Below are 18,039 nucleotides of genomic sequence, written 5' to 3'. Positions count from 1 at the left end.
ACCACAACACTGTAAATTTATTTTTATTTTTGTGTGTCCATAAAAAACGCTCCCTGAGGAGCGTTTTTGGTTCAAACTTTTAAAGATCAAAGAGTTTACCCGGGTTCATAATCCCATTTGGATCAAATACTTTCTTTAAAGCCTTCATGTATTCAATTTCTTCAGCAGTACGGGTGTAATCAAGATAAGGCTTTTTGGTCATGCCCACACCATGCTCAGCAGAAATCGAACCATCATATTTCTTCACTGTTTCAAACACATATTTATTGACTACCTGACACTTTGCAAAGAATTCATCTTTCGACAAATTTGCAGGTTTTAAAATATTTAAATGCAGGTTGCCGTCACCAATGTGCCCGAACCAGCAAATTTCAAAGTCTGGATAATTCTCCGCAACAATCGTATCTATTTCCTTAATAAACGCAGGAACATGCGTAATCAGTACAGAAATATCATTTTTATAAGGGGTAAATGGTGCAATCGTTTCTGAAATGTCTTCACGTAAGCGCCATAAGCTTTGCACTTGTTCGAGACTTTGGCTCATCACGCCATCAAGTACCCAACCTTGTTCCATACAGTGTTCAAAAATTTCCATCGCCGCATCCATAATCGGTTCATACGGCGCTTCAAACTCAAGCAAAACATAGAATGGACATTCAGTTTCAAATGGACGTTGAACATGACCACGGTCTAATACCTTTTGCATCGCAAGTTCACCAAAGAACTCAAATGCTGTGAGGTCAATTTTATTTTGAAAAGCATGTAATACTGGCATGATCGCATCAAAATCAGGTACACCCAGTACCATCACTTGTAAGTCATGTGGTTGACGTTCAAGTTTAATTTCAGCTTCAGTCACTAGACCTAAAGTACCTTCACCACCAATGAATAAGTGCTGCATTGCATAACCTGTAGCATTTTTGATCATGCCTTTGTTTAAACGCAATACATCGCCTTTTCCTGTCACGACTGTCAGACCAAGCACCCAGTTACGTGTCATACCATACTTGATGACTTTAATCCCACCTGCATTGGTTCCAATATTTCCACCCAGTTGAGACGAACCTGCAGAAGCAAAATCAACGGGATAATACATACCCTGTTCTTCAGCATAATTCTGCAATTGCTCAGTCACGACACCAGCTTGGATACGCACCATACGATCAGCAGGATAAAACTCTAAAATCTGGTTCATTTTGTCGAAGCTCACGACAATTTCACCATTCGCTGCAACAGCACCAGCCGATAATCCAGTACGCCCACCAGATGGTGTGATCGCAACATTAAATTGATTGGCCAATTGAACAATGGCTTGCACCTGCTCCGTACTAGAAGGAAAAACGATAATCGAAGGTTTTGGATCGAAATGCTTAGTATGATCTTTACCCCAATTTTCTAAACTGTCCGCATCGGTTTTAATTCGGTTTTCACCGACAATTTGCGTCAATTGGGTCAATAATTCTGGTGCTATCGTTACTGGAGCATTCATCGTTTTGCGGACCTAGCAAGAAGTAAATAAAAGGCGTCGTATACAACATTTGAGATTTTAAATCAGTCAGTGAAAATTTTTCAGCATATTTTTTAGCCTAAATCTTCAATCTCACCGATTTCAGCACTATTTTACCCAGATGACTGCTCAGGATAAAGTACAGATTTGATTCACATTATCCACACTTTGTATATAAAGCCATCAGCAAGCATGATAAAAATCAATGCATTAGCATTTCATTTGATTTTTGAATAATGCTTATCAGAAATCGTAGATAAAATATCCACTGTAGTGTCACAATCAAAATATCTATAGAACAAGGTCTATGGTATCATATTGCGACTAAATTTGGCCTTTGTAGCGGAGCCGTAATGAGCCAACATCTTTCACTACCTAAAGATAAAATTCGTTTCTTGTTGTTAGAAGGCGTTCACCAAAACGCGATCGACACATTAAATGCTGCTGGATATACCAATATCGATTACCGTAAAACTGCGCTTGAGGGTGAAGCGTTGAAAGAAGCGGTGAAAGATGCTCACTTCATTGGTATTCGTTCCCGTACACAATTAACTGAAGAAATCTTTGAAGCTGCGAATAAATTGATCGCAGTGGGTTGTTTCTGTATCGGAACAAACCAAGTGAATTTAAATGCAGCCATGATTCGTGGTATTCCTGTATTTAATGCACCATATTCAAATACTCGTTCAGTTGCAGAACTTGTTCTTGCAGAATCGATTCTTTTACTTCGCGGTGTACCTGCTAAATCTGCATCTACACACCGTGGTGGTTGGAACAAGTCAGCTGTAGGCTCGTTTGAAACACGTGGAAAAACTTTAGGTATCGTGGGTTACGGCTCAATTGGTTCACAACTTTCAGTTTTGGCTGAAAGCATGGGTATGCATGTGATTTATTATGATGCTGTGACCAAGCTTCCTATGGGTAATGCACGCCAAGTTGGTTCTTTAGATGAATTACTTGCCAATGCTGATGTGGTTACTTTACATGTTCCAGATGTTCCTTCAACACGTAATTTCTTTGCAAAAGATCAATTTGCAAAAATGAAAGAAGGTTCAATCTTCCTCAATGCAGCACGTGGTACATGTGTTGTTATCGAAGATTTAGCGGATGCGATCAAATCTGGTCATATTGCTGGTGCAGCAGTAGATGTATTCCCGAAAGAGCCGAAAGCCAATGGTGAAGAATTTGTTTCTCCTCTTCGTGGTTTAGACAATGTGATCCTTACACCACACGTTGGTGGATCAACGATGGAAGCTCAAGCCAATATCGGTTTAGAAGTTGCAGAGAAATTTGTTGCTTACTCAGATAAAGGTATGACTTTATCTGCTGTAAACTTCCCTGAAATTGCACTTCCATTGACTGAAGGGAAACACCGTTTACTGCATATCCATAAAAACGTACCGGGTGTTCTTTCTAAGATCAACAACCTGTTCGCTGAACATGGAATCAACATTTCTGGTCAGTCTTTAATGACTAAAGGTGACGTTGGTTACTTGGTAATGGATGTAGAAGCAACTGCATCTCAAGAAGCGCTTGATACTCTTCATGAAGTTGAAGGTACAATCCGCGTTCGCGTATTGTTCTAAGGCTATTAAGCTTGAAAAACCACAGGAACATTCCTGTGGTTTTTTTATTGGTCATTACTTCAGATCAAATGTACAATCATCTCTAAGACTGCACTTCGTTAAAAATTCAAATTCTTAATACATATCATCCTTATTCTAAGTATTTCATAGCATGCTCAATTTAAAAAATGCACCACATCTACAAGCGATCGCTTTACTGTTTTTTGCCATGATCAGTGTGCAAAGCAGCGGTGCTCTTGCCAAAACGCTGTTTGAACAATTCCCAGTATTGGCGATTTCTGCAATGCGTCTGCTTTTAGGCGGTCTGATTCTAGCTGTCATTTTTAAAATCTGGCAGGTCAATTTAAAGCAAGTCAAATGGTCATCTATTATCAGTTACGGTTTGGCACTTGCTGGAATGAATGCTTTATTTTATCTGTCTATTCACCGTATTCCGCTAGGCATTGCTGTCGCTTTTGAATTTATCGGTCCACTGAGTGTTGCACTTTTCCATGCGCGTCGAAAATTTGATTTTATTTGGGTCGGGCTTGCAATTCTCGGCTTAGTTTTATTGTTTCCTTTTGACCAAGCACAACATCACCTTGATCCTGTTGGAATTGCTTTTGCCTTAGCTGCTGGCGCATGTTGGGCTGTTTATATTGTTGCAGGGCAACGTCCCTCTGGTGTTTCGGGAAATCACACCGTATGTTTGGGCATGTTTGTGGGAACGCTCTGTTTACTACCGATTGCCTTGTTCTCCGGGATGCCGATTGAAATTTTTCAGCCATCGAATTTAGTCTATTTTATTGCATTGGCTATTTTGGCAAGTGCTTTGCCGTTCTCTTTGGAAATGATTGCTTTAAGAAATTTATCCGCTTTAAGTTTTGGGACACTGATGAGTCTTGAGCCTGCAATTGCAGCATTCTCTGGGTTTATTTTCTTAGGTGAACAATTGTTATGGACACAATGGTTAGCTTTAGCCACCATTATCAGTGCTTCAATTGGCTGTACAGTGACTGCCCAAAAAAGAAAGCAAATCTAAAAAACCACCTCGAAAGGTGGTTTTAATGAGTTTTATTTAAAAACTACCAGTCAGGTGCACCCATCAATAGTTTGATCATGGCATTCTGATCAGGCTCAGATTCAAAACCTATTCGCTCAACCCATTCTTGCCCATTGTCTTGTATCAATGCATAAATACTTAAATAGCCAATAGGACCTTTTCCACTTGCAAGAAAACCTGAATATTGATTTGGTAGTTGAATTTGTAATGGTTTTCCATAAATAGCATTAAAAGTTAAGGTTTCCTCCTCTACACCATCTAAGCCATATACCGTAATTTCTATATTGCAAGACTTTCCAATTAATTCAGGCATAACTTCCCAATTGCCATTAGGTTCAATGGGTCCATTTGAAGAATCAATCAAACTGGTACAAACGGCAGGGAAAGTTAAACCTTTACTACTGCTGTAAACAACTTCACGATCAGTCAAAACAATATTCACATTACCATTCAAACCTGAAACTTGTTTACCTTTGTAACGTACCCATTGATTGGTTTCAAAAATTAAAGCGCTTTGTGCTGACCAGTCCAACTGTCCATCTGAATCGTTTATACCTGTGATCAAGCGTCCGCCATCTTGCGCTACAGAAAAGTCAAACTTCTCATTTATTTTTCCAGAGCAGGACAGTGCTGTGCCATTAGGAAGCTCACATTTTATAAAATGATCCGTCGTCGGTTTTCCGAGATCAATGATCACATTACCTGCGGTTGTTGAAGTTTTTTCTCCCAACAACGTACCTGTGAGGTCTTTGGCTGACCAATAAATTGTACCGCTTGAAGGCATATTCACTACTGTTAAGCCTTCTTTAGCAACACTATTTGATTTGGTTAAAGCAGAACCATCATTTAGGGTGATTTTTGCCGTGACATAACATGGAATCGCCTCTCCACTAGATTGACACTGGACAAAGACTGAACCCGCATTTTCAAATTTTAAATCCCAGTTCCATGTCGAAAAATGACGCACTGTCGCATGTACAGCAAGACCTGTAGCAGATTGATTTGATGTAATGACTTGACCTTTACCTTCCTCAATCCACAATCCACTGCTTTCGTCGAAATACCACATAGGAATTTCAGTTCCAGCTTTCATTTCTTGGTTATTGAGACTTTTTACAGGTAAATTCATTTGAATATCTGCTGTTTTCCCATTGGCAAGTTGTAGTTCCTGACCATTGGCATCTTTAAATGTTGCGGTAATCATCCCTGCGCTAATCAGGTCAACAATTTTACCTTGAGCATCTTTTGCCACGCCATTGGCAGGCATCGCATTTAGATCAGCATTGGTGATATCCCAAGGTGTAAATTCGACATTTACTGCACCCGTTGCCAACTCACCATTATTTTTTACAAAAGCGTTTGCAGGAATCGTAATGGTTGCACCCAAATTTTGAGATTGAATCACTTGAGCCATAGAAATTTCAGATACAGGGACAACCTGTTTGATCGCCAATAAATTTACAGATAGTGCTTTTAAATTTGCCACCTCATACACGATGGACTGACCAATAAAACCGGCTTTTTCAAACTGAGCGACCACTGTTTTTGTCGCTTGAGGAAGTATAAGGTTCAAACTTGCACGACCATTTTGATCCGTTTTTATACGCTGCCCTAGTATGGTAACATCTGCATCAGGAATGGATGTGCCATTAACAGTTTGAACCAGAATTGCAACTTGTTTATTGGTTGTGATTGCACCCTGTTTTACTTTTATTTTTTGTGTGGTGGAGCTGGTTTGTCCCGCAAGATCGGTGACATTCAATGTCACTGTATATTGCCCCACTTGCGTATAAGTATGTTCAACTGTGGCACCCGTTCCCTGAGTACCATCACCAAAATTCCAAGCATACGTGCGGATTGCATTGCCTTCTTTTGCTTTATATACCGTACTTTTCGTCGCATCAAATTTGACAATTTCGCCTGTACTTGGTGCAACAGGACTATATTCAAATTTTGCGGTCGGCTTACATGCAACCAAAAATAAGCCAATGAATGCCAAAAGTACCCATTTTATATAGTTTTTCATTTTAATCGCCTTTTTTACTAATTTTGTGACACGCTTAACAAAATTAAGTTTAGTATGTATTTATTTTTCGATATAGGCATTTTATTTCAAAAATTTGATGCTATTTTTCTTATGATGTACCTAGCTTATTCAACTAAATAACAATAAATTTCAATCAATAGAGTCATAAAGTGTAATGAGATGATTACTATTAGGAGTGATTCTAAAATGAAGTTGATTTAAAGCAACATAAAATTTTATTGGATTAAGATTTGATTACACGTTGCTGTTTTTCTATAGGAAGCTGGCAATCTATTTCAACAAGTGTTAATTCACGCCCAAAACAAGCACCCGTATCGAGAAAATAGCAGTTGTGCTTCTTTGTCACATAATCAACCACGGTATGCCCCAGAAAAACCTGCTCAACCCCTTTAACATTCGAATAACGCATAAAGCGTTTATTTTTAATTCGTCCTCTCCCCCAAAGTGCCAACTCTCTACTTTTCGCTTTTGTTGATAATTTAAAAGCTTCCCAATCATTAAGATCAATATCTGCATGCACAAAACCATATTTTTTGTTTTGATGTATGACTTCTAAAAGTACAGGTAATGTTTCCAGCTTCTCAATCACTTGTTTTTGTTGTTGCAAACTTAAAGCATAAAACCATTCACCCCCATGTTGGGCGTGCAGATTTTTCATCAGGGGATCGACATGGGATAAAATGCACATTTCCTCATGATTGCCGAGGATGCTTTTAAACCACGGCTCATCAATTAAATTCAAACATTTCAGACTCTCAGGACCTCGATCAACAAGATCCCCTACAGCAATTAGCACATCAGTTTGAAAATCAAAGCGTACATCTGCCAATTTTTGCATCAATGCATCATAGTGACCATGAATATCCCCCACCACAAATAAGCGACCTGTGTGGTGAATATATGTCTCTACATGTGCAAAAGTGCGTTGTGATAAATTATTCATCTGCTGAACTTTGATTTAGAACTCAATCGATGCCGCTTCAATATGCTGATTTTCTTTTGCTAAATCTAGATATTTACTGGCTGTTTTCTTATTTTTTCGTACACCGATTCCATCTTTATAAATTTTAAACAGTTCGAAATAAGAATCTATATCACCATGATCCGCTGCCTGTTTAAATAAATCTGCACTTAGACTCAAATCAACATCAACACATTTACCCTCTCGATACATTTGTCCGAGTAGAAAAAATGCACGTGGTACTTTGAGTTCTTTCGCCTTATTTAACCAATCTAGTGCTCCTTGAGCATTGTCTTGGCGCTGTTCAAAAATTGACATACACAGCATCGCCTGAGTATGCCCTTTATCTGCCGCAGCATTTAATAAGGGTAAGTGATGTTCATGTTCCAAAGGCAATAACATAGACAGTTCAAATTGTGCATCCGGATGATTTTGCATTGCTGCCCTTTCTAACCAAGAGACACCTTGATCCAGATTTTTTTCAGTGCCTAAACCATAACGTAAACATTGGGCTAGCGAATATTGTGCGGGTACATGCCCAGCAACTGCTGCATGTGATAATAATTCAACAGCCAGTGTGGCATATTCTTGGTGTTTTTGTTCAGTCTTGGCATTTTCAGCGTTTTTGAGCAAGTTTACTGCGGCTAAGTAAGCCGACTCAATATGTCCATTTTTCGCAGCTTTGAGTAAAAACTCTTGAGCAAGCGTGGCATCACCTTGATCACGTTGTTGCTCAACTAAAGCACGAACATAACAACCAAAAGGATCATTGCGTTGTTGAGCAATTTCAGCATATTTGAAAGCAGCATCTAAATTGTGCTGCGTGAAATAACTAAATGCCAATAAGGCACAGGCAAAATGATCTTTTTCAGCAATTTTGAGTAATTCATTTTGTACTTTGATCGGGTCAAATCCAGAAAACTCGACACAAAACTTCAAACTATTTTGATGCTGGTTTTTTAAATAATTGTCTAAAAGTAATTGGTAAGCAGTTTGCGGATCTTGTGCAAGTTGTTGTTGTGCATAGACAAAAATTGCCTCTGGATGGTTCAATTGGACAGCTTGTTGCAAGTGCATCAATGCTTGCGCCTGAGTCAACTGATCGCTTGCATGGTTCAATCCAAGATAAGCGAGCTCTAAATGTGCCAAACCATGATTAAGCTTTGCGGCATGTTGAAAAAAAAGAATGGCGGAAGGAATACTTTGGTTTAAATAACGTCCCAAGACATGCCACTGACCTAACAAGGTACTTGCGGGCGCAAAGTCTTGATTCGATGCATTGACCAACAAATCCACACGTGCCTGAGCATCTTGTTCAGTTTGGGCAAAGCCTTGTTGTTCTAATTTGAGGACTTCGATATACCAAGCTTCTGCTTGTGAATGTTGCGCCCCATTTAAGGCTATATTTTCAGTATTGTTCGTATGTCCTGACATCTTTTATTCCTAACACATGTGCCATTGCAAGTATAATCTTTCACATCTTACAGAGGAGTACCCATAATCTCAAAGCAAAATATTAAATGAATATTCATATATTTACGAAATACCAAAATAAATTTAAGAAAGTGTTAAAATCTATCCAATTCTTTTTTACACCATAAACATGCCAAACTCTCAACTCACTGCTGTGCTTTTCATGGTTTTATCTATGGTGGCTTATCAGATCAGTGCTTCATTTGCCAAACAGTTGTTTGAAGTTTTAGATCCCATTACGGTCGTGACTTTAAGGTTATGTTTTGCTTCCATTTTAATTATTTTGATGTTCCGTTCATGGAAAATTATCAAACGTTTACCTTATCTAAGATGGAAAGAACTTTTATATTATAGTGGTTCCGTATGTCTGATGAATGTATTGTTCTATGCATCTTTAGGCAAATTACCGCAAGGGATTGCTGTTGGACTCGAGTTTTTAGGTCCACTGACATTAGCACTACTCTCGATTAAACAAAAAAGTGATTATATTTGGGTATTCCTCGCCATCATAGGTATCGCCTTAATGGTGCCTTGGCATGATGCCAATGCGCATAACTTTTCTTATCTTGGTGCAGCGTTTGCGCTTGGTGCGGGTATTTGCTGGGCAAGTTATATTTACTTTGGTCAGAAAGTGGTACGCCAAAATATAGGTATGCATGCGCTCAGTATTGCGATTGTTCTCTCGGCACTGGTGATGTTACCAATCAGCGCAGTACATGATTCACAGGCTTTATTACAAACTCAATATTGGGGTAAAGCCTTACTGATTGCGCTTTTGGCAACAGCAATCCCTTATGCTTTAGATCTACTGGCACTCAAACAACTCAGTAAAATGAGCTATGGTACCTTGTCCAGCTTATCCCCTGCTCTGGCAGCAATTGCAGGAATGGTTTTACTCAATGAACATATTACTACATGGCAAATTATTGCTTTAATTTGTATCATGATCGCTTCTGTAGGAGTAACCTTCCGTTCTGCACGAAATCCAGCTGCACTCAACAATGACTGATCTTTTTCAGTCATTGTTTTAAGCGTGCCCTATCCGATGTATGAAGATCTAGCATCAAGCTAAGCCGAATTGATTTTAATCAAATCTTAGTGGTTACGATCAAGTGAATTGAGTAGGATTACCCAATCAAACGCATTATTTCTTTTGCTTTATATTTTTTATATTCTGACAAATATTTTTTCGCTAAGGTTATTTTCTGATTTTCATCTAAAATTTTACCTGCTTTCATAAAAAAATTTTGCTCTTTCTGGTAGATGTGCCCTGCAACAGTATCTGATAACCTTTTTGCCAACACCAACCAACGTGAATGACTAAAATCAGTTTGTTCTAAAGAATCTAAGATCGCCTCCATTTCTTGATATTCAGCAAGCGCCAAACGTGTAATATTTAAACCTGAATCCGTCATCATTAACGGACTATAGAAATAACGATCCTCGGCAACTGCATGTGCAAACAGTTCATTTTTAAGTAAATTAAAAATTTTCCGTCGTTCAGGCGTATCACCTGATGTATGAATGAGCTGTTCAGACAAATCCTTCTGAATCCTGTGGCTTTCTCGTAAAGCCTCGAATATGTTCATCAAAATCCCTCTTTTTTTGATTCTACGTGAGCGCTGATTTCTTTTTTATTGAGTCGATAAATTTCGCTGAATAAGTCATCAATCATAAATAAACCATCAAAAAAAAGCCCCACAAAATTTAAGAGTTTTTTGTATCAAAAAAACTTAAATTTTGTGGGGTGTTTTGAATATAAAACTTAAGCCATGAACATTTGGTATCCCAAACGACAAATCAAGATACTGACTAAAATTAAAAATAAAATTCGAATAAAACCACTTCCATATTTCAACGCCATTTTTACGCCCACCAGTGAGCCACAAATATTGGCGACTGCCATCATTAAGCCCAATTGAAATAGCACATGCCCTGTGGGAATAAAGAAACTCAATGCTGCAAAATTGGTCATGAAATTGCCGATTTTCGAAAGTGCCGAAGCATGGAGAAAGTCAACTTTCAAATAACGAATAAAATAGAAAATAAAAAAGCTACCTGTGCCTGGTCCAAAAATTCCATCATAAAAACCAATCAATAAACCACCGATACCTGCGATCAACAGCATTTTATGGGTGACTTCCTGTTGAAAATGTACTTGCCCAAACTGTTTTTTAAAAAACGTATAGATTGCGATGACAATCAACATAAACAAGACAAAGGGACGTAAAATTTCCTGTGGAATTAAAGAGACACAAGCAGCACCACCAAATGAACTGATGAAAGCTGTGATCCCGATAACCGCAAGCAATTTCCATTCAATTTTGACTTGTTTTAAATAAGAAAATGCTGCGGATGCAGTTCCACAAATGGATGCAAGCTTGTTAGTACCAAAAACCGTAGCCGTCGGATAATGGGGCAACGCCCCCATCAAAGCAGGAATTTGAATCAGTCCCCCACCTCCGACAGCAGCATCAATCGCGCCTGCACAAAAGGCAAAAAACACTAAACTGAGAATAATATCAAATTCCATAACATTCACTTATCTTTTAACGGTGCTATATTTGAACAGTGCTCGTTCTTCAATCCACTGAATTTTGAGGCAATATTTCTAATCAAAGATTTAAAACACGTTTCGGTACCAAGCGCTTCTTATCCGTAATTTCAGCCAGCCCTAAACATTTTTCACCATCGAATACAAGCACTTCTGCGACTGCAACATGATCTATATTACTTTCCATACCGCGGCAGAAATATTCTGCACGACCTTGAGGTACCTGAATCTTTAAAAAATGATCAATTGGTGCATATACAGGAAGCAACAACTTTTCTCGCTCTTGTTCAGTTAAGCTTTCCAAATATTCAATGGTATATTCGGGGATTAAATCAAAGTGACCTGTCTGAATCCGATGTAAATAAGTCAAATGCCCATAGGTTCCTAATGCTTTGGCAATATCTTCACCTAGCACTCGAATATAAGTCCCTTTCGAACAAGTGATATCTAAAGTCAGGCTCTGCGATGTAAACTCAATAAGTTCAACAGCAAAAATATAGATAGGTCGAGCCTCACGCTCAATTTCAATGCCTTGACGAGCCAACTCATACAATGGACGTCCTTGTTTCTTTAAAGCTGAATACATTGGAGGAATTTGCTGTATGTCACCAGTGAATTGTTTCAAAACCTGCTCAATATTCGCTTGGCTTAATTCAGGTACATCTTTTTCTAACAAGACCTCGCCTTCCACATCACCTGTAGTTGTACTGTGCCCCAACTGAATGGTTGTACGATAACGTTTGTTCGAATCTAATAAATAATGCGAAAACTTGGTCGCTTCGCCTAAACAAATCGGTAGTAAACCCGAAGCCAAAGGATCAAGTGCACCTGTATGCCCGGCTTTTTGTGCTCGATACAACCAACGAACTTTTTGCAATGCTGCATTTGAACTAATGCCCAATGGTTTATTCAATAAAAATACACCACTGATATGACGACGTGGAATCTTCTGGGCTTTTGAGGACATCTTGATCTTTATACATAAGTTGATGAGTTATTTTAACAAAAACCACTCATCTATTTTTACAAATTTTATATTTGAAACTTGCGGTTTTATGGCAAATTATTTTTGAATAAAAATACAAAAAATATAGGACATTAGATGGATTCATCTAGAAAAAAAGCGCTTGGGATAGTGTTGTTTATTATTTTAGTGTTGATTTTGGCAGTCATTTTCTGGCTTAAACCCAATCATCAAACAGCTGAAGTACATCAGACTTCGGACGATACAACTCAGTCTGAAGGACAAATTGCCGCTTCTCAGCTTTCAACATCAGAAGCGCTAAGTTTTGCCAGCAAGAGCCAACAAGACACGCAAATTAATTGTCAAATTCGAGTAGATGCTTCCAACCGCTTAATTGTCAATGAACAAACCAAAGACTGTTTTGAATATTTCATTACCCAGTATGGTGAAAAAACAATTGAACAAATCAAGACAGATTTCCAGCGTTATCTTCAAACAAGCTATAAAGAGCCTGTTCTATCTCAGTTGAGTGATTTATGGACACGCTACATGGATTACCGAAGTAAATTAGCAGATTTACAAGCACCCAATGCGGACAAGGAAAGTGCAAAATACTATCAACAGATTGTGGACAATACCAAAAATTTAAGAAAGAAATTCTTCTCAGATTATGAAAGCCAAGGTCTATTTGGTACGCAAGATACCTATGACCAATATACCGTCGATCGAATGGCTGTGATGGATGATGCATCCTTATCTGCAAGCGAAAAAGCCAAAAAACTCAAAGCCTTGTTTGATCAACTTCCTGAAGATTGGAAAGAAAATCTGCAACAACTGAATCAACTTGAAGACCTCAGAAAACTCACAGCAGACATTAAAGCACGCGGTGGCTCAGCACAAGAACTGCATCAAATGCGTACTAATCTTGTTGGTCCAGAAGCAACTCAACGTTTAGAAACATTAGATGTCCAAAGAGGTGACTGGAAAAATAAAGTGAACCAGTATTTATCTGAGCGAGACGCCATTCTCAACAGCAATATGAGTGATTCCGCTAAACAAAGTGCAATACAACAACTCAAATCACAACAATTTTCCAATCAACAAGAACAACTTAGATTACAAACATTTGAAACGGTACATGACCAAGGAGGTCAATTACCGTTTGCAAATTAGTCAATAAAATTGTGACATAACAGGAAAAAAAATGAAAAACAGGACAATAAAAAATCGTTTGGGGCTCAGTATATGCTGTGTGTTGGGACTTGGTTTAGCCAGCTTGACACAGGCATCTCCAGGCATTTTGCAAATCAAAGATACAATCAAATCAGATTATGCAAAAACTGCATATCCTATAGTCATGACACATGGTTGGCTCGGATGGTCTCGAATCGGAAATGAGCGTTTTAATATTGACTATTGGTATCAGATCTTACCCGACATGGCGCGTAATGGTGCAACAGTATTTGCAGCACAATTGTCTCCTGCCAATACCACTGAAGTGCGTGGAGAACAACTGATCACTCAAGTAGAAGAGGTTTTAGCACTCACAGGAAAGGACAAAGTCAACTTGATTGGACACAGTCATGGCGGTCCAACTATCCGCTATGTTGCAGCGGTTAAACCTCAATATGTCGCATCTATCACGGGTGTAGGTGGAACTTTTCGAGGTTCTAGTGTTGCCGACAGCATTCAAAATAATCAAGCAAGTAAAATTTTGATGAATATTTTGGGACAATATATTGTTGGTCCACTGATCGCATGGGCTCAGGAAAATCCAGATTTAGCGATTAACTTTGATGCCTCGATGAAATCGCTCTCCGAAACAGGCTCTTCTACATTTAACAGCAAATTTCCAACAACTGCTCTCGCCACAGATTGTAATAAAACGGGTGCAAAAGTAGAAAATGGAATTCATTATTACTCTTGGGGAGGAACTGCGCAAACCACAAATTTATTAGATATCGATACCCTATTAATGCAACTCGCCCCCTTAGTGTACGGCAACACTGATAATGATGGCATGGTACCGCGCTGTAGTACGCATATTGGGCAAGTGATTAGAGATAATTACGATTTAAATCATACCGATTTAGCCAATATGATGTTTGGTTTACGAGGTTGGTTCTCACAAGATCCCGTTGCCTTATACCGACAGCATGCCAACCGTTTGAAGTTACAAGGACTGTAATCTACTCCAACTTACAATTCTAGAAATTGTGAGTTATTTATCCAGTTAAAACAAAAAGAGTATTTAAAATGAAATTAAAGATCGGTTCACTCGGGCTGGGTCTCGTCCTCGGACTCAGTGGAATGACAGTCTCAGCATCAGGGCTACAAAGTGTCACTCCAACCTATGTCAGTTCTGACTATGCAAAAACCAAATATCCAATCGTATTTAACCATGGCATGTTTGGTTTCACTCGGCTTGGTACATCATCATTTGGCTTAGATTATTTTTATCAGGTGCTCCCCGATCTTGCTCGAAATGGTGCGAAGGTCTATGCAACACAGGTTTCTCCTTTAGAAAGCACTGAGGTTCGTGGTGAGCAACTTTTACAACAAGTTGATGAGGTTTTGGCATTAACAGGATCAGCCAAAGTGAATCTCATTGGACATAGTCATGGTGGTCCAACCATTCGTTATATTGAAATCGTTGCACCTTCCAAAGTAGCATCTTTAACTGCTGTTGCAGGAACGATAAAAGGCTCTAAAGTTGCAGATGATATATTGAGTAATCAAGGCGCGAGTGCGCTGTTAACCGTTGTAAGTCAATATATTTTAGCGCCGGTGATTACGTTACTGGAAAATAATCCATCATTACCCAACAGCTTAAATCGTTCTTTACAAAGTATTAGTGAAAAAGGTTCAGCTGAATTTAATGCAAAATATCCAAGTGCAGCGATTCCCAAAGATTGTGGTCAGGGGCAAAAAGTGACTTCAAATGGTGTCTACCATTATTCATGGACGGGTAAAGCACAATTGACCAATGTTCTTGATCTGACTGATGCTGCAATTTCTACCCTTGCACCTTTGTCATATAAAAATCTAGATAATGATGGCTTAGTCACTCGTTGCAATACCCATTTAGGACAAGTGATTCGAGATAATTATGATCAAACCCACTTGGATGAGGTCAATCAAATTTTAGGGTTACGCGGATTATTTTCACCGAATTCAGTTGATCAATTTCGCCAACAAGCCAATCGCTTGAAATTAGAAGGCTTATAATATTTCTAATCTAAAATATTTACTGTGAGGTCAACAACAGTAGATTTTATTTATGTTTGATTTAAAAATAAAGCGCTCAAATCCTGTTGCCATACGACCGTTATGGCAACATATCAATTCATTTTTTACCAAGAAATAAAATATTAAGTTACAGTTTAGGTTGTTTTTCATCCAAATCTCATCGATAACCTCGCTTCAGCTTTGCTAGGTTAAAAATCGATACATACCAAAAACCCCTCAATAATAAAACCAACGGAGATTTATGATGAAATATGGACATCTGATCACAGGTCTATTTCTCGCATGTACTTTATCCACGACACATGCATCCAATGCACAACAAGTCACTGCAACAAAAGTAAGTTCTGATTATGCAAAAACCAAATACCCAATTGTATTTGCTCATGGTATGGCAGGATTTATTCGGGTTGGTGATGTTTTAGGACTCGATTACTGGTATCAAATTTTACCTAATTTGGCACGAAACGGCGCAAGCACATGGGCGACACGTGTATCACCGTTTAATTCAACCGAAGTGCGCGGCGAACAACTGGCTCAACAAGTAGAAGAAATTTTAGCCATCACAGGTAGCCAAAAAGTCAATTTAGTCGGTCATTCTCATGGTGGTCCAACCAGTCGCTATGTCGCGGGTGTCATGCCTACTCGCGTTGCATCCGTGACTGCGATTGGTTCACCACAAAGAGGCAGCCCAGTTGCAGATATCATTTTGAGTACAGAAGGTACAGTTCTTGAAGGACCCGTCGTCAGTCTTGTCAATTTATTCTCAAAAGCCATTGTTTGGGCGCAAGGCTTAGATCCAAAAAGTTTTCCTCATGATGCACTTGCTGGCGGAAAAAGTGTTACGACCGAAGGCTCAGTTTTATTTAATCGTAAATTTCCAATGGGCGTCGGTGCTACAGCATGTAGCGAAGGTGCTTATCAAGAAAAAGGCATTCAGTTTTTTTCATTTACAGGCAATACAGCCGTCACCAATCTTCTAGACTTGGATTCAGCACTGCTTGGTACAAGCTTATTGATCAACCTCGGTCATGATAATGATGGTTTAGTGTCACGTTGTAGTGCGAAATTCGGCAGAACCATTCGAGATAATTACCGCTGGAATCATTTGGACGAAATCAATCAATTTTTAGGTTTACGCGCACTCTTTGCGCCAGACCCAGTACAAGTCTATCGTGAACATGCCAACCGTTTGAAAATACAAGGTTTATAAGTTCTCAACTTAAATTAGCCATATTGTATCTCTTTTTACAATATGGCTTTTGGTTTTGCTCATATCCCTTCGCTCAACATAACAACATCCATGTCGCCTCACAATAAAATGACCATCTATGAGTCAAAAGTGCAAAATAAACCAATCACCAAAGCTTCTAACAATTTTTATAAAACATAAAGCGCATTGGATATGAATGATTGAGATCAAATCACTTGTATGAATATTCTTTGACCTAGTTTTAAGCTTTCCATAAATTTCAATGGCTTTTATGAATTTAACACTGAATAAACATTTTTCCGAAATAAAATATTACATTTAAGGTTGTTTTTCATACTTTTCCGCTCGTAATTCATGACAATTTTGATATTTTTAAATTTCACTTAGAAGTGAATCAATAATAAATAACAATTTTAAATGGAGCTTCCCCATGAAATATGGATCATTGATGGCAAGTCTAATCTTGGCTTGTTTAGTACCCAGTGCGTATGCGTCTAATGCCCAGCAAATCACCACAAGTCAAACAACATCAACTTATGCTAAAACTAAATATCCTATTGTATTGGTACATGGCATGGCTGGATTTATTCGTTCAGACAATGCTTCAGGACAAGACTACTGGTACCAAATTGCACCTGACTTAGCACGTAATGGTGCAAATACATGGGTCACACGTGTTTCACCATTTAACTCAACAGAAGTTAGAGGTGAACAATTGGTACAACAAGTTGAAGATATCCTCGCCATTACAGGACAAACAAAAATCAACCTCATTGGTCACTCACATGGTGGTCCTACTGCACGTTATGTTGCCGGAGTGATGCCAAACAACGTTGCTTCGGTAACAGCTGTTGGCTCCCCAAACAAAGGGAGTCCACTTTCGGATGTGATTTTACGAGCAGAAGGCACTCCAGCTGAAGGTCCATTGGTCAACATGGTTAATTTTATTTCCAATATGATTGTTTGGTCTAAGGGCTTTGATCCCAAAGAGTTTCCGCATGATGCATTGGCAGGTTCAAAAAGTTTAAGCACCGAAGGCTCTGCACTTTTCAATAATCAATTTCCAATGGGCGTTCCGACAACAACATGTGGAGAAGGTGCATATCAGGAAAAAGGCATTTATTTTTATTCGTTCACAGGAAGTGCTGTTTTAACAAATCTTGCAGATTTAACGGATGCATTCTTGCTCAGCACCAGTCGCAATATTCCTGAAATCAATGATGGACTTGTCTCTCGCTGTAGTGCCAAATTTGGTAAAACGATTCGTGATGATTATCGTTGGAACCATTTAGATGAAGTCAATCAGGTTTTAGGCTTGCGTGCAATCTTTGCACCTGATCCAGTACAAGTCTATCGTGAACAAGCCAACCGTTTAAAATTACAAGGATTATAATAGCAATCAATCTTATTGACTTAATATAATTGAAATGGTCTTTGCTTTTTTCA

15 protein-coding genes are annotated in these 18,039 nt (G+C 38.7%); 8 read left to right on the top strand and 7 right to left on the bottom strand.

Annotated features, from left to right (window positions below; genetic code table 11):
- Positions 1 to 79: 79 nt before the first annotated feature.
- The gene (locus ACINWC743_RS15435; protein ID WP_005035462.1) at positions 80 to 1,489 is read right to left on the bottom strand and encodes an FAD-binding oxidoreductase; all 1,410 of its coding nucleotides are present in this window, start codon (positions 1,487 to 1,489) and stop codon (positions 80 to 82) included.
- 371 nt (positions 1,490 to 1,860) lie between these two features.
- Between ACINWC743_RS15435 and serA the strand changes: the two genes are divergently transcribed.
- On the top strand, positions 1,861 to 3,093 hold the full coding sequence (gene serA, locus ACINWC743_RS15430) for a phosphoglycerate dehydrogenase (RefSeq protein ID WP_009586077.1): 1,233 nt from the start codon (positions 1,861 to 1,863) through the stop codon (positions 3,091 to 3,093).
- A gap of 151 nt (positions 3,094 to 3,244) precedes the next feature.
- The gene (locus tag ACINWC743_RS15425) at positions 3,245 to 4,114 is read left to right on the top strand and encodes an EamA family transporter (RefSeq protein ID WP_009586133.1); all 870 of its coding nucleotides are present in this window, start codon (positions 3,245 to 3,247) and stop codon (positions 4,112 to 4,114) included.
- A 43-nt stretch (positions 4,115 to 4,157) separates the two neighbouring features.
- Here ACINWC743_RS15425 and ACINWC743_RS15420 read toward each other — a convergent pair whose 3' ends face one another.
- From ACINWC743_RS15420 to ACINWC743_RS15410, 3 genes are all read right to left on the bottom strand, one after another.
- On the bottom strand, positions 4,158 to 6,161 hold the full coding sequence (locus ACINWC743_RS15420; RefSeq protein ID WP_009586088.1) for a PKD domain-containing protein: 2,004 nt from the start codon (positions 6,159 to 6,161) through the stop codon (positions 4,158 to 4,160).
- Positions 6,162 to 6,405: 244 nt separating this feature from the next.
- Positions 6,406 to 7,125: a metallophosphoesterase gene (locus ACINWC743_RS15415; protein WP_009586172.1), complete on the bottom strand. Its 720-nt coding sequence runs from the start codon at positions 7,123 to 7,125 to the stop codon at positions 6,406 to 6,408.
- 15 nt (positions 7,126 to 7,140) lie between these two features.
- Entirely contained in the window at positions 7,141 to 8,577 is a 1,437-nt protein-coding gene (locus tag ACINWC743_RS15410) for a tetratricopeptide repeat protein (RefSeq protein ID WP_009586171.1), read from the bottom strand.
- A 169-nt stretch (positions 8,578 to 8,746) separates the two neighbouring features.
- Between ACINWC743_RS15410 and ACINWC743_RS15405 the strand changes: the two genes are divergently transcribed.
- A complete protein-coding gene (locus ACINWC743_RS15405; RefSeq protein WP_009586083.1) occupies positions 8,747 to 9,625 on the top strand; it encodes an EamA family transporter in 879 nt (292 codons plus the stop codon).
- 118 nt (positions 9,626 to 9,743) lie between these two features.
- On the opposite strand, the gene ACINWC743_RS15400 is transcribed toward ACINWC743_RS15405, so the two are convergent.
- The 3 genes from ACINWC743_RS15400 to truB form a co-directional block, all read right to left on the bottom strand.
- A complete protein-coding gene (locus ACINWC743_RS15400) occupies positions 9,744 to 10,205 on the bottom strand; it encodes a hemerythrin domain-containing protein (protein WP_004826456.1) in 462 nt (153 codons plus the stop codon).
- 176 nt (positions 10,206 to 10,381) lie between these two features.
- Positions 10,382 to 11,149: a sulfite exporter TauE/SafE family protein gene (locus ACINWC743_RS15395; RefSeq protein WP_005035448.1), complete on the bottom strand. Its 768-nt coding sequence runs from the start codon at positions 11,147 to 11,149 to the stop codon at positions 10,382 to 10,384.
- 82 nt (positions 11,150 to 11,231) lie between these two features.
- On the bottom strand, positions 11,232 to 12,137 hold the full coding sequence (gene truB / locus ACINWC743_RS15390) for a tRNA pseudouridine(55) synthase TruB (RefSeq protein WP_009586141.1): 906 nt from the start codon (positions 12,135 to 12,137) through the stop codon (positions 11,232 to 11,234).
- A 135-nt stretch (positions 12,138 to 12,272) separates the two neighbouring features.
- On the opposite strand from truB, the gene ACINWC743_RS15385 reads away from it, so the two are divergent.
- The 5 genes from ACINWC743_RS15385 to ACINWC743_RS15365 all read left to right on the top strand — a co-directional run bounded on the left by ACINWC743_RS15385 (position 12,273) and on the right by ACINWC743_RS15365 (position 17,986).
- Positions 12,273 to 13,307 carry a lipase secretion chaperone gene (locus ACINWC743_RS15385; protein WP_009586097.1) on the top strand — a complete coding sequence of 345 codons (1,035 nt, stop codon included), beginning with the start codon at positions 12,273 to 12,275 and terminating at the stop codon, positions 13,305 to 13,307.
- Between the two features lie 31 nt (positions 13,308 to 13,338).
- Positions 13,339 to 14,322 (top strand): esterase/lipase family protein, encoded by a 984-nt coding sequence (locus ACINWC743_RS15380; protein WP_009586169.1) that lies wholly within the window; start codon positions 13,339 to 13,341, stop codon positions 14,320 to 14,322.
- Positions 14,323 to 14,390: 68 nt separating this feature from the next.
- Positions 14,391 to 15,362 (top strand): esterase/lipase family protein, encoded by a 972-nt coding sequence (locus ACINWC743_RS15375; protein WP_009586128.1) that lies wholly within the window; start codon positions 14,391 to 14,393, stop codon positions 15,360 to 15,362.
- 265 nt (positions 15,363 to 15,627) lie between these two features.
- The gene (locus ACINWC743_RS15370; RefSeq protein WP_035301272.1) at positions 15,628 to 16,593 is read left to right on the top strand and encodes a lipase family alpha/beta hydrolase; all 966 of its coding nucleotides are present in this window, start codon (positions 15,628 to 15,630) and stop codon (positions 16,591 to 16,593) included.
- A 430-nt stretch (positions 16,594 to 17,023) separates the two neighbouring features.
- Positions 17,024 to 17,986: a lipase family alpha/beta hydrolase gene (locus ACINWC743_RS15365; RefSeq protein ID WP_009586129.1), complete on the top strand. Its 963-nt coding sequence runs from the start codon at positions 17,024 to 17,026 to the stop codon at positions 17,984 to 17,986.
- Positions 17,987 to 18,039 lie beyond the last annotated feature (53 nt).

Source organism: Acinetobacter sp. WC-743 (assembly GCF_000335555.1).
Classification (GTDB): Bacteria; Pseudomonadota; Gammaproteobacteria; order Pseudomonadales; family Moraxellaceae; genus Acinetobacter; species Acinetobacter bereziniae.
This window is presented reverse-complemented; position numbering and strand designations above follow the sequence as displayed.

Excerpts from the sequence above, each read along its gene's own strand:
- ACINWC743_RS15435 (WP_005035462.1), bottom strand. The coding sequence starts at position 1,489 with ATGAATGCTCCAGTAACGATAGCACCAGAATTATTGACCCAATTGACG.
- serA (WP_009586077.1), top strand. The coding sequence starts at position 1,861 with ATGAGCCAACATCTTTCACTACCTAAAGATAAAATTCGTTTCTTGTTG.
- ACINWC743_RS15400 (WP_004826456.1), bottom strand. The coding sequence starts at position 10,205 with ATGAACATATTCGAGGCTTTACGAGAAAGCCACAGGATTCAGAAGGAT.
- ACINWC743_RS15420 (WP_009586088.1), bottom strand. The coding sequence starts at position 6,161 with ATGAAAAACTATATAAAATGGGTACTTTTGGCATTCATTGGCTTATTT.
- ACINWC743_RS15380 (WP_009586169.1), top strand. The coding sequence starts at position 13,339 with ATGAAAAACAGGACAATAAAAAATCGTTTGGGGCTCAGTATATGCTGT.
- ACINWC743_RS15415 (WP_009586172.1), bottom strand. The coding sequence starts at position 7,125 with ATGAATAATTTATCACAACGCACTTTTGCACATGTAGAGACATATATT.
- ACINWC743_RS15405 (WP_009586083.1), top strand. The coding sequence starts at position 8,747 with ATGCCAAACTCTCAACTCACTGCTGTGCTTTTCATGGTTTTATCTATG.
- ACINWC743_RS15370 (WP_035301272.1), top strand. The coding sequence starts at position 15,628 with ATGAAATATGGACATCTGATCACAGGTCTATTTCTCGCATGTACTTTA.
- ACINWC743_RS15375 (WP_009586128.1), top strand. The coding sequence starts at position 14,391 with ATGAAATTAAAGATCGGTTCACTCGGGCTGGGTCTCGTCCTCGGACTC.
- ACINWC743_RS15410 (WP_009586171.1), bottom strand. The coding sequence starts at position 8,577 with ATGTCAGGACATACGAACAATACTGAAAATATAGCCTTAAATGGGGCG.
- ACINWC743_RS15365 (WP_009586129.1), top strand. The coding sequence starts at position 17,024 with ATGAAATATGGATCATTGATGGCAAGTCTAATCTTGGCTTGTTTAGTA.
- truB (WP_009586141.1), bottom strand. The coding sequence starts at position 12,137 with ATGTCCTCAAAAGCCCAGAAGATTCCACGTCGTCATATCAGTGGTGTA.
- ACINWC743_RS15395 (WP_005035448.1), bottom strand. The coding sequence starts at position 11,149 with ATGGAATTTGATATTATTCTCAGTTTAGTGTTTTTTGCCTTTTGTGCA.
- ACINWC743_RS15385 (WP_009586097.1), top strand. The coding sequence starts at position 12,273 with ATGGATTCATCTAGAAAAAAAGCGCTTGGGATAGTGTTGTTTATTATT.
- ACINWC743_RS15425 (WP_009586133.1), top strand. The coding sequence starts at position 3,245 with ATGCTCAATTTAAAAAATGCACCACATCTACAAGCGATCGCTTTACTG.